Source organism: Nocardia sp. NPDC003345 (assembly GCF_053589395.1).
The window spans coordinates 15804-27414 of the sequence record NZ_JBSFRU010000049.1 but is presented as its reverse complement, the minus strand read 5'-3'; the positions used below and the strand labels follow the sequence as shown (position 1 = coordinate 27414).

Annotated in this window: 10 protein-coding genes; 3 read left to right on the top strand and 7 right to left on the bottom strand. The window is 70.4% G+C overall.

Translation table 11 applies throughout. From position 1 onward, the window contains the following. The 6 genes from ACWDU1_RS08795 to ppsA all read right to left on the bottom strand — a co-directional run. The coding region (locus tag ACWDU1_RS08795; protein ID WP_449996869.1) for a CBS domain-containing protein at positions 1 to 503 on the bottom strand (503 nt) is incomplete at its 3' end. Positions 504 to 732: 229 nt separating this feature from the next. Then, positions 733 to 1380: a response regulator gene (locus tag ACWDU1_RS08790; protein ID WP_449996868.1), complete on the bottom strand. Its 648-nt coding sequence runs from the start codon at positions 1378 to 1380 to the stop codon at positions 733 to 735. 27 nt (positions 1381 to 1407) lie between these two features. Then, positions 1408 to 2340 carry a GyrI-like domain-containing protein gene (locus ACWDU1_RS08785; RefSeq protein WP_449996867.1) on the bottom strand — a complete coding sequence of 311 codons (933 nt, stop codon included), beginning with the start codon at positions 2338 to 2340 and terminating at the stop codon, positions 1408 to 1410. A 104-nt stretch (positions 2341 to 2444) separates the two neighbouring features. Continuing rightward, positions 2445 to 3305 (bottom strand): universal stress protein, encoded by an 861-nt coding sequence (locus tag ACWDU1_RS08780; RefSeq protein ID WP_449996865.1) that lies wholly within the window; start codon positions 3303 to 3305, stop codon positions 2445 to 2447. A gap of 404 nt (positions 3306 to 3709) precedes the next feature. Continuing rightward, complete coding sequence (locus ACWDU1_RS08775; protein ID WP_449996864.1) at positions 3710 to 5185, bottom strand: bifunctional aminoglycoside phosphotransferase/ATP-binding protein; 1476 nt, start codon at positions 5183 to 5185, stop codon at positions 3710 to 3712. Further along, positions 5182 to 7464, bottom strand: a complete 2283-nt coding sequence (gene ppsA, locus ACWDU1_RS08770) for a phosphoenolpyruvate synthase (protein ID WP_449996862.1) — start codon at positions 7462 to 7464, stop codon at positions 5182 to 5184. Before ppsA ends, ACWDU1_RS08775 begins: the two co-directional genes overlap by 4 nt. A gap of 307 nt (positions 7465 to 7771) precedes the next feature. On the opposite strand from ppsA, the gene ACWDU1_RS08765 reads away from it, so the two are divergent. From ACWDU1_RS08765 to ACWDU1_RS08755, 3 genes are read left to right on the top strand one after another with little or no spacing between them, the layout of a single operon-like run. Beyond that, a complete protein-coding gene (locus ACWDU1_RS08765; RefSeq protein WP_449996861.1) occupies positions 7772 to 8521 on the top strand; it encodes an SDR family NAD(P)-dependent oxidoreductase in 750 nt (249 codons plus the stop codon). A 57-nt stretch (positions 8522 to 8578) separates the two neighbouring features. Continuing rightward, on the top strand, positions 8579 to 9556 hold the full coding sequence (locus ACWDU1_RS08760) for an Acg family FMN-binding oxidoreductase (RefSeq protein ID WP_449996859.1): 978 nt from the start codon (positions 8579 to 8581) through the stop codon (positions 9554 to 9556). Positions 9557 to 9591: 35 nt separating this feature from the next. After that, positions 9592 to 10503, top strand: a complete 912-nt coding sequence (locus ACWDU1_RS08755) for a universal stress protein (RefSeq protein WP_449996858.1) — start codon at positions 9592 to 9594, stop codon at positions 10501 to 10503. Positions 10504 to 10540: 37 nt separating this feature from the next. On the opposite strand, the gene ACWDU1_RS08750 is transcribed toward ACWDU1_RS08755, so the two are convergent. Continuing rightward, positions 10541 to 11455 (bottom strand): universal stress protein, encoded by a 915-nt coding sequence (locus ACWDU1_RS08750; RefSeq protein ID WP_449996856.1) that lies wholly within the window; start codon positions 11453 to 11455, stop codon positions 10541 to 10543. Between the last annotated feature and the right edge of the window lie 156 nt (positions 11456 to 11611).

The window sequence follows — 11611 nt, the reverse complement described above, 5'->3', positions numbered from 1 at the left end:
ACGACACGCCGCTCGCTGTCGTCGGCGCAGCTTCCACGGATGGTCGCGTGGCCGCCGGAAACCACGACATCCCACCGGCGGCGGCTGCCCGAGTAGTCGTCCAGTAGCGACGCGATACGGGCCTCGATCGAACTTTCGTCCAGTACGAGAGCACGGAGTAGATCGCGGCGGGTGACGATGCCGACCAGTACGCCCGCCTCCACGACCGGGAGTGCGCGCCGGTGATGGTCCAGCGCCGATTTCACGATCGAGGCGACCTCGGTGGTGGGTTCGACGACCTCCACCGGAGTGGTCATCGCGACCTCGACGACGCTGTCCCGCCGGCCGGACTCGACAGCGGCCATCGCATCGGATTCGGACACAATCCCCACCACGCGCTCCCTCTCGTCGACCACGGGCAGGGCGGCGAAGCCGTGGGCGGTGAGCAGCGCCATGGCCTCCGGGAGCGGAGTGTCACGGTTCACCGTGACGACCGGGCGGCTGAGAATATCGCGTGCACGCATCGTGATCACCTCGGATAACGGCTGGGAGTGCTCCGGCGATGCCTACCGGCCGCAGGGCTCGCGACCGGGGCCGGTCCGGTGTGGAAGACGAGGTGCGAGGTCGGCTCGGTCATAGGATCAGTGTCGTTCGAGCGGCCCGGCCGCACCAGGGCCATCGGTCAACGCCAGGAGTCATCGCATACCCGGGTCCATGGGCCCTATCGGTTCGTGGGGCCCCGCTCGGCAGTGCCTAGGCGTTCTTGTCCGGAAGGGTCATCTTGGAGGCGATCACCGCGGCCTGGGTCCGGCGTTCGACGCCGAGTTTGGTGAGCAGGCGGGAGACGTAGTTCTTCACGGTCTTCTCCGCCAGGAACATCCGTCCGGCGATCTGCCGGTTGGTCAGTCCCTCACCCAGGAGCGCGAGCAGGGTGCGCTCCTGGTCGGTGAGGCTCGCCAGCGGGCCGGTCGCCGCTTCGGCCTCGGCCCGGAATTTCGCCATGAGCGTGGCCGCGGCGCGGTTGTCCAGCAACGATTTCCCGGCGCCGACCTGGCGGATGGCCTCGACCAGGTCGAGGCTGGTGATGTCCTTGACGACATAGCCGCTGGCCCCGGCCAGGATGGCGTCGAGCATGGCCTGTTCGTCGGTGAACGAGGTGAGCATCAGGCAGCGCAGTCCCGGATTCGCCGACAGCAGTTCGCGGCAGAGTTCGATACCGTTGCCGTCGGGCAGCCGGACATCGAGGACGGCGACATCGGGGCGTAGCGCGGGGATCCGGGCGAGCGCCTGGGAGGCGTTCGCCGCCTCGCCGACGACCTCCAGATCGGCTTCCGACGAGATCAGCTCGGAGACGCCACGCCGTACTATCTCGTGGTCGTCGACCAGGAACACGTTGATCATGTGTGCGCTTCTTTCGCCGCGGGTGATTCAAGCGTACGGGTGGACGGGGTGCCCGGTTGAGTCCATCGGCCCCTGGATTCCGGGACGAAGGTCCCCTGGGGCCTCGGCCACGGTGCGTAACACCGCCTCCAGCCGAACCCGAATCGCCGCGGCGGTGCCGGACCCGTCCTGCTCGCCATGAGGCGGTGCCAGAACGGCCGGGTCGGCCGTTTCGACGACGGTGCCCGAGCCCGCGCTGCGTACGATCACTGTGCAGGGCAGGTAGGGCGCGAGCCGCACGCCGGTCCGGAGCAGGTGCCGGGCCAGATCGCGATCGAAGCCGATGAGCAGCAGGTGGGGTCCGGATTCGGGTGCCTGATCGTCGTCGTGATCGGCCCGCAGCTCGATCTCGGCGACGAGGTCGAAGTCGTGGTCTCGCAGGGCCGCACGGGCTGCCCGGGCGGTGGTGTCGAAGGATGCCGGGCTACGCACCGCCAGGACGGTCGCGGCGACCGGGATCCGGACCTCCGTGAGAAGGTCCGCGGGCGCGATCACGTCGGGTGGCGCCCGGTGGTATACCTCGGTCGGTGGCCCGGTGGCGTCGAGCCCGGAGTCGGCGATCCATCGGTCCAGGGCCCGGTATGCGGCGCCGATACCGGCGTAGGGGCCGGGGTGGCTGGTGTGGGCGTAGCGGCGGGCCTCGGTGCGGCGGACGGTGAAGCCCGCGTCCTCGTCGCCGAGACCGGGGGAGAAGGCCACCGGGAGTTCGAACTCGACCTGTGTCGTGGTTCCGGGCCGGAAATCGCTGTGATAGGTGGTCCGTGGTGGGCCGACGGGAATCGGGGCCAGGTCTCGGGCCAGTCCATAGAGTCCGGCCAGACCGTGCCCGATCGCTTCTCCCGCCTGTTCGGCCCGGATACCGGTCCGCACCGCGAGCACGGTGTGCGGTGCGGACTCGTCGATACCGACCGGATACTGCATGAACCGTCGCCTCCTCGTCGTGTGACCCGTGCCCGGCGTGATCGAGCGGCCCGGTGTCCGCACCTGTGGCCGCCGCGGACGGCCACAGGCGATCTCAGGGGTGCTCAGTCCCGCGGCCGGGCGATGATCACTGGCACCGGGGTACCGTGCAGGACGGCCTGGCCGGTCGAGCCGAGGGTCATTCCTGGGAAACCGCCGCGCCCGTGGCTGCCGACGACGACGAGCTGTGCGCCCTCGGCCTCCCGGAGCAGTCGCCGTGCGGGCCGGTCCTCGACGACCACGTGGGTGACCTGGACATCGGGGTAGCCGTCCTGGTACCCCGCCAGGCTCTCGGCCTGGAACGCGCGTGCCTGTTCCTGCATCTCGGCGCGCGAGACGTAGCGGAAGAACTCCGACCAGGTGGTCACGGCCACGAGCCCGACGTCGCGCCGGTCGGCCTCGTCGAAGGCGATTTCGACGGCGTCGGTGCCGCGGGGTGAGCCGTCCACGCCGACCACCACCGGCAGGCTCGACCGGTCCTCGCTGTAGGAGGCCGGGATCACCGCGACCGGGCAGTGCGCGTGGCGGGCCAGCGCGGTGCTCACCGAGCCGAGCAGGCCGCGGGCGATCGCGCTGCGGCCGTGGGTGCCGGCCACGACCATGCGGGCGCGGCGGGACCGCTCGATGAGCGTCGGCGCCGGGTCCGGATCGACCACGACAGTGGTGATCTCCAGGTCGCCGGCGATTTCACGGGCGATTTTCTCGGCGTCGGCCAGGTGGTCTTCGCCCTCGGCGCGCATCGCTTGGTTGTCGAAGGCGACCACACCCAGACCTGGGCCGTAGTCCAGCGGTGCGCCGACGGCGTACACCATGGTCAGGGGTGCGCGGAATCGGCCGGCGGCCTGCGCCGCCCACCGGACGGCGGCGTATGAGTTGGTCGAGCCGTCGACGCCGACGACGATAGGCGGTTCGATGTGTGTGCTCACTGCGGATTCCTCTCATCGTCGGCTGCGGGAGCCGCGAATCATGCCGGCGGAATGCCACCGCGGCGGTGCCGGTGTTCAGACGATAGGTCGCGGCGGGCGGCGGCCGATGGTGGCCTTGGTCCCCGGTCGGGGAGTCCTAAGTCGTCGGCCGGGACGCCGCTGTGCCCGCGCCGGATACGGCTGGTTCGGGGACTTCCGGCCCTCTGGGTGTACCTCGCGGCAGTGTCGAGCACCGGCCGGCATGAGCCTTTCGGCGGCCGATTGCGCCCAGGGCATCCTGACGGTCACCGTGCCGCTGCGAGAACCGGCGGAAGCCGCGAAGAAGATCGAGGTAGCCTCGGGCGAGTAGCCGGTGGGGACGATCCGGGGTCCCCAGCGGTCCACCCGGGAACCCCGGTCTCGGCTCATCTCGCCGTGGAGTAGCCGGCAACTGCGCTGTCGTGCCAATACCGCAGTGCGGCTGCCGCGGCGGCGTCGATGGACTGCCGGGTGTCGATGGTGCGGGACTCGGGCCACGGGTCGGCGGCCCGCGAGATCGCTTGTGCGAGTTGCGGAGTGGCGTCGGATTCGCTGGCGCCTCGGGTGCGGAGCCGCTGGTCGGCGAGGATGCGAGGGCAGCTACACCGTAGTTCCACCAGTTCCGCGTCTGTGACGGCGGCGAGTTCGCGAGCGCGTTCCCGTTCGGCGGAATCGGGCCAACCGGCATCCAGAACAACCGAGAACCCCTCTGCCAGTAGTAATTCGGCGCGATCGAGCAGTTCGGTGTACACCCGGTGTCTGCTCCCGGGAGCATAGATGCCGGTGTTGTATCCGCCTACCGGACCGGAAACCACGCCCTCACCTGCCAGTTCCTTACGGACCCGGTCGCTCGAGAGGACGACCGAGCCGGTGGACCCGGCGAGCCGGTGGGTGACGGTCGATTTTCCGGTGCCGGGGAGACCGCCCACCAGGGTGAGTCGTACGGCCGCCCGGCCGAGATGATCCGCCGCGAGGGCGAGGTGGCGTTGTGCCCGGTCGCGGGCGTTGCGATCGCCCTGGTCGTACCGGATCGTGTCGACCTTGGCGCGGACGGCGGCCCGGTAGGCGCGGTAGTGGTGATCCAGCGAGGGCGGTGCGTCGTCGCCGGTCGCCCGCCGGTATTCGGTCAGCAGCCGGGCGGCGAGCGCGGGACTGCCGTGGAATTCGATGTCCATGGCGAGGAAGCCGATATCGTCGAGACGGTCGAGGTGGCGTAGCTCGTCGTCGAAGTCCAGGCAGTCGAGGATGCGGAAGCCGTCGGGGAGCGCGAAGATGTCCTCGGTGAGCAGGTCGCCGTGGCCGTCCACGATATGACCGCCGGAAATCCGTTTATCGAACAATGGCGCCCGGCCGCGCAGGTAGCGCAGCGCGCGAGCGGAGATCGCGACGAGGAGTCCGGGGTCGATCAGATCGGGCGGCCGGGTTCGTAGCGGATCGAGCACTGTCTGCCAGCGGGCGGACAGGGCGTCCGCTGTCGCCGCGCGATCGATATCCGGCCCGCGCGGCGCGGCCCGGTGAAAGGCGGCCACTGTCGCGACCAGCGCCCTCAGCGCGTCGTCATCGGTGTCGAGTTCGTCGAGAACGGCCGACAGCCGCCGGTTTTCCGGCATTCGGCGCATCACCAGCACCGGTTCGTCCGCTCCGCCGATGGGGTCGGTGAGATGTGCGACGCCGAGATAGACGTCCGGGGCGAGGCGGCGGTTGAGGGCGTACTCCCGGCGGCAGGCGTGCTCGCGGGCCTCGGGGGTGGCGAAGTCGAGGAAATCGGTGGTGATCGGTTTCTTGATCTTGTATGCGCGGTCGCCGCACAGGACGACGACTCCGGTGTGGGTTTCGCGCAGCTCGTAACCGGGCGCCGTCATCGTGCCCCTGCTCCGGCCGTGGCCCGGTCGAGTAGTACGCGGCGTTCGGCGGCCGCCACCGCGCGGCGGGTGGCGGGAACGGCGTCCGGGGTCACCGAGATCGAGGTGATCCCCATGCGTACGAGGTGTTCGGCGAATTCCGGGTTGTTCGAGGGCGCCTGTCCGCACAGCGACGACGTGATACCGAGACGGCGGGCGGTGCCGATGATTCGGCCGATGGCGTCGAGCACGGCCGCGTCGGACTCGTCGAACAACTCGCTGCATTCCTCGGAGTCGCGATCGACGCCCAGCATCAGCTGGGTGAGATCGTTGCTGCCGATGGACACCCCGTCGATACCGAGCCCGGCGTACTCCGGAAGCCGGTACAGCACCGACGGCACTTCGGCCATCACCCAGCGGTGCAGCCCGCGCGAGCGACCCAGCGGGCTCGCCTCGATCAGCTCCAGGCACGATTCGAGTTCCCAGCGGGTGCGCACGAACGGCACCATCAGGTGCAGGTTCGGCTGCTGCTCCCGGACCCGGGCCAGGGCCGCGAGTTCGAGCCGGAACACCTCGGGGTCGCGGACATACCGGTAGCAGCCGCGGAATCCGATCATCGGATTGTTCTCCACCGGTTCGTACCGGGAGCCGCCGGTCAGATTGCGGAATTCGTTGCTGCGGAAATCGGCGGCCCGGTAGACCACCGGCCGGTGCGCGAACGCCACGGCGATACGCTGCAATGCGCCGGCCATCCGTTCCACGAAGAGGTCCTGTTCGCCGTGGGCGATGAGATCGCGCGGATGCCGGCCGTCCAGGCTGCGGGTCAGCAGGGTTTCCGCGCGCAGCAGGCCGATACCGTCGACCTCGGTGGCCGCCGCGCGTTCCGCGGACTCCGGAAGCGCCACATTCACATAGATGCGGGTGGCGGTCACCTCGGGCGCGGCGACAACCGGTCCGGCGGGGCGGGCGACGGTGTTGGATCGGGAACGACCGGAACGGATCTCACCGGTCGCGCCGTCGACGGTGACCGTCTGCCGGTCGCGGAGTGTGCCGGTGGCCTCGCGGGTTCCGACCACACACGGGATACCCAGTTCGCGGGCCACGATGGCGGCGTGGCAGGTCATCCCGCCGCTGTCGGTGACCACGGCCGCGGCGCGCAGCAGGGTGGGCAGCCAGTCGGGATTGGTCATCGGGGCCACCAGAATCTCGCCGTCACGCAACTCGTGCCCGCGGTCGGGGGAGTCGAGCACCCGGACCGCACCGGTTGCCGAACCGGGTGCCGCCGGCAGGCCGCGCAGCAACAGGCCGGGGGTGTCGCCGGGAGCCTCGGGATCGGCTGGTGGCTGCGGCAGCGTGGTGATCGGCCGCGCCTGTACCAGCCAGAGGCGGTCGGTGTCGAAGGCCCATTCGATGTCCTGCGGGGTGCCGTGGTGGTGCTGCTGGACGGCCAGCGCGAGCCGGGCGACGGTGACCGCTTCGGCATCGGTCAGCACGGGGGCGGCCGCCTCGCTGTCGGGCAGGGCGACCCTCCGGTCACCTTCGGCGCCCGCCACTATCGCGAATTCCTGCTTACCGGGGTGCGTGGTCAGCAGCGCCGGACCCGCCGCGTTCAAGAGGTAGGTATCGGGCTCGGCGGTACCGGACACCACCACCTCGCCCTGGCCGCGCGCTGCTTCGACCACGATGCGGTCGCGGCGTCCGGTCGCCGGATCCGCGGTGAAGGCGACACCGGCCACCCGCGCGGCGACCATCCGCTGCACGACCACCGCCATCTGCGGGCGGGCGCCGATATGCCGCCGCGCCCGGTAGGACACCACCCGCGGGGTGAACAGCGATGCCCAGCAGTCGACAACGGCCGCGAGCACGTCCTCGTCGCCGCGCACATTGGTCCGCGAGAGGTTCATCCCGGCGAACGACGCTGTCGCGCTGTCCTCACCGACCGCGGAGGAGCGCACCGCGACCAGGGCGTCGGTCCCCAGCGCGTGGTAGGCCGACAGGATCTCCGCGCGCACCGGCTCTTCCAGCACGGTGTGGTGTAGCAGATCGCGCATCGCCGCGCAGGTCTCGGTGAGCCGGTCGTCGCCCGCGCCGGTCGTCAGCGCGGCGGCGTGCAAGCGGTCCAGCTCGGGCCCGTACGGTCCGTGCGTGACGACGTGCTCGTAGCAGGCGCGCAGGACGACGAAACCGGGCGGGACCGGTAGCCGCGCGGCGACCAGTTCACCGAGATTGGCCCCCTTCCCGCCGGCCTCGTCGGCGTCGTCCAGCCGTATTTCGTCGAATGCTGCTACATACCGGCCCATGGCGGCTCCTCCGGTCGCGCCGAGATGGAATTCGGGAACAGGTGGACCGGCGACGTCCCCGGACGCCGTGGCCGGTCCCTGATACGAGCCTCGCAACGGCCTGCCGGGTCTGTGCAGAGTCGTGCTGCCCCGGTGGCCGGGACCATCGGCCCCTCCGGACGCCCGGCCCAAGACTCCCCAGCGCCGTCCGGTCGGGCAGCCTCGGAATTCCGGCCGGAGGACACCCGGACAGGTGACTTTCGCCCGTCTCGTTCACCGCCGCCGCCCGCGAGGCTGGAGCGGAGGAATTTCGACGAAAGGTGCCGAGATGACCGCCTTCCACGGCCGCAGCGCGCTCGTTACGGGTGGCGCCCGGGGCATCGGTGCGGCGATCGTACGGGCCCTGGCCAAGGAGAACATCGACGTCGTGATCGGCGACCTCCTCGAGCCGGCCGGTACCGAACTGGCCGAGTCGGTGGGACCGCACGCGGTCTTCCAGCGGCTCGACGTCACCGACGAGAAGGACTGGCGACGGGTACTCGACGAAGCCGAAGCGGCCTTCGGGCCCCTGGCGATCCTGGTCAACAATGCCGGCATCCTCGATTTCGGCGAGGTCGAGACCGAATCACCGGTGGCGTTCCGCCACGTGGTGGACGTGAACCTCTACGGCGCGTGGCTGGGCATGCACACCGCGGCGCCGCGGCTGCGGACGGCCGGTGGCGGGGTCATCGTGAACATCTCCTCGACCGCCGGACTGATGGGCTACGCGGGACTCGGCGCCTATGTCGCCAGCAAATGGGGACTGCGGGGACTGACCAAGGCCGCGGCGCTGGAGCTGGGCCGGGCCGGTATCCGAGTGTGCTCGGTCCATCCCGGACCGATCCATACCCCCATGACCGCCGCGATGGACGAATCCGTCGCTACCGGGCAGCCGCTGCCGCGCTTCGGCGAACCGGAGGAGGTCGCCGCGATGGTGCGGTTCCTCATCACCGAGGCCACGTTCTCCACCGGATCGGAATTCGTCCTGGACGGTGGCGCCACCGCCGGACAGGTGCTGAACTTGCCCGCCTCGTCGTAACTTTCGTCGGGAGCCGGCTTGTGTACCGGAACACACGAAACGAGGAAAGGATCAACAATGAGCGGGCCGCATCCCGATACGGTGGCCGCGCGCGCCGCCGTGGCACTGGCCGTCCGGGCGCCGTCGGTACACAACACCCAGCCGTGGCAGTGGCGGGTGGGCGACACCTCCGTGCACCTCTACGCCGACGAGGAACGCCGGCTGTCCCAGGCCGACCCGGATGGCCGCGACGAGGTGATGAGCTGCGGGGCGGCCCTGCACCATTTCCGTGTCGCCGCCAAGTCGATGGGATGGCGGACCGTCGTGCACCGGCTGCCGAATCCCGCCGAACCGGCCCATCTGGCGGCGATCGAATTCGCCGCGGCCCCTCCGACCGCCGACGACGAGGAACTCGCCCGGGCGATCAACCGCAGGCATACCGAGCGGCGCCGGCTGTCCGCGGAGGAAACTTCCGCCGGTGAACTCGCGTTGATCATGTCGGCGGCCACCGAGGAAGGCACCGATATCAGCGAGGTCAACACGGAATCGCAGCGGTCGATCCTGGTCGCCGCGTTCATGCGGGCCGCCGAAGAGCATCGCGGCGACCCGGCCTACCGCGACGAACTCGCGCGATGGAGCGGTCACCACGCCGAATCGGACGGTGTCCCCGCCCGTAATGCCGTCCCGGCCGGTGACGACCCGCTCACTCGCGAGTTCGCGGTGGCCACGCTGACCGATACCGGAGTGCGGGAGATGACCGACGGCGGCAGCCTGCTGCTCGTGCACACCGGCGCCGACGATCGCCTGTCCTGGTTGCGGGCGGGTGAGGCGGGCAGCGCCGCCGTGCTGACGGCGACGATGCTCGGGCTGGCCACCTGTCCCATGAGCGAAGCCTTCGAGCTACCCGACACCCGGGAAGCGGTCCGTGAAGGGCTGCTCGGCGGCATCGGATACCCGCAACTCGTCGTCCGGGTGGGCAGGCCCGCGGCCGGGACGAGCGATGTTCCGATCTCGCCGCGGCGTTCACTCGACGAGGTGATCGCACCCCTGCGGTGATCGAGTCACGGGCACAACGATCAGGGAGGGAACCCATGACCGGCAACGCGCCCCGTCCCTCGGCGCACGGCGAACGCGTGATACTCGCGGCAGTAGACGGCTCGCCCGGCTCCTATCGCGCCGCCGCCTGGGCGGCCAGCGAAGCCGGGTTGTACGGTTGCGGACTGCATCTGCTCAACTCATGGGTGATCCCGGCCGCCTTCGGCGCCGGTGCGGCCCTGTCCGAGAGCGAACTCCGCCGGATGCACGACGACGGCGAGCACATCGTCACGGAGGCCGCGCGGATTGCCCGCGGCGCGACGGGTGACCCCGATCTGAAGGTGACCACCGAAACGACCGACGTCCTCATCACGCCGGCGCTCGTCGGACGCTCGGACTCGTTGCGGATGCTGGTTGTCGGTAGCCGCGGCCTCGGTGCCTTCCAGCGCAGCCTGCTCGGTTCGGTGAGCACCGCGGTCACCCATCACGCCCGGTGCCCCGTCGCGGTCGTCCACGCCGACACCCCGCTGGACGCGGCCGCGGCCGGACGGCCGGTACTGGTGGGAGTGGACGGCAGCGACAACAGTGTGCCGGCCGTGGAGCTGGCCTTCGACGAGGCGGCGCGGCGCGGCGTGGGCGTTGTCGCGCTGCATGCCTGGAGCGATACCAGCGGTCTCGACATCCCGGTCCGCGACTGGGACGGCGCCCGCGCGTCGGCCGAGGCGCTGCTGGCCGAGAGTCTGGCCGGTTACGCGCAGCGATACCCGGACCTCGAGGTGCGGCGCATCGTCACCGCTGACCGGCCGGTGCGCTCCTTGCTCGACGCGTCCGTGGACGCCCAACTGCTGGTGGTCGGCAGTCACGGCCGGGGCGGATTCGCCGGCATGCTCCTCGGGTCCACCAGCAACGCACTTCTGCATTCCGTGGACACCCCGATGATCATTGTCCGCGGCCCCGGCAAGAAGTGAACATCGCGCCCTCCGCCGGGGCAGTAAGGGGCGGAGGCTATTCGGCGTGCGCGACCATGACCGGGCAGTGGGAGTGCTGGACCAGAGCATTGCTGGTGGACCCCAGGAGCAGGCTGCGGAATCCGCCCCGACCGCGGCTGCCGACGACCACCAGCTGCGCCAGCCTCGACCATTCGACGAGCTGATGCCGCGGACCGGCCAGATAGACCTTCCGCATCACCTCGACCTCCGGGAACTTCTCCTGCCACCCCGTCAGTTGCTCGGCCAGCAGCCGCTCGGCTTCCGCGCGGACGTGCGAGTCGGAGATGGTGTTGGGGTAGCCGGCGACACGGCCGAAGCGCTGGTCGCTCCAGGCGTGCACCGCCACCAGCCGGGCCCGGCGCTCGGCGGCCTCGTTGAACGCGGCACCGAGCGCTGCCTGACCACAGCCGCTGCCGTCGACCCCTGCGACGATCGGATACGCGCCGGGGCACAGGTCGGCGCCTTGCTGCCGGGCGACCACGACGGCGCCGTGGCCGTGTGCGGCCACGGCCAGCAGAGTGGATCCCAGGTGAGCGAATCTGCCGTTGTCCCCGGAACCGCCGAGCACGACCATATGTGCGTCGGCCGAGCGTTCGATGAGCAGTCGCGCGGGTTCGGCGTCGGAGATCTCGGTGCGCACATGCAGGCCGGGAGCGGCCTCGCGCGCGAGCGCGATCGCCGCATCGACAGCGGCTCTGCCGCGGCGGCGGACGGTGTCGAGCACCCCGGGCGCGACCACCTCGTAGATCCCGAGACTTGCCGAGACCGCCGTCAGATCGAGCCCGTGCACGATGTGCAGGACGCGCCCCCGCTGCGCGGCGGTTCGCGCGGCCCAGCGGACGGCGCGGTCGGCGGCTTCGGTGCCGTCCGTGCCCACCACGACCGCCGCCGAAGCCAGGTGGTGCGGTCGATCCGGTCGATGCGTGGCCATGGCGCTCGCTCCCTTTCCATTCGCCACCGGTAGCTGCCGGGTGCAGTGGTACTACCCCGGAGACTAGGAGCGTGGACCGCGAATTCTCGCCGGTCGTTGGTCCCTGATGCGGAGGCCCAAAGGCAGCTCGGCACACCTCCTCCGGCGCGCACGATC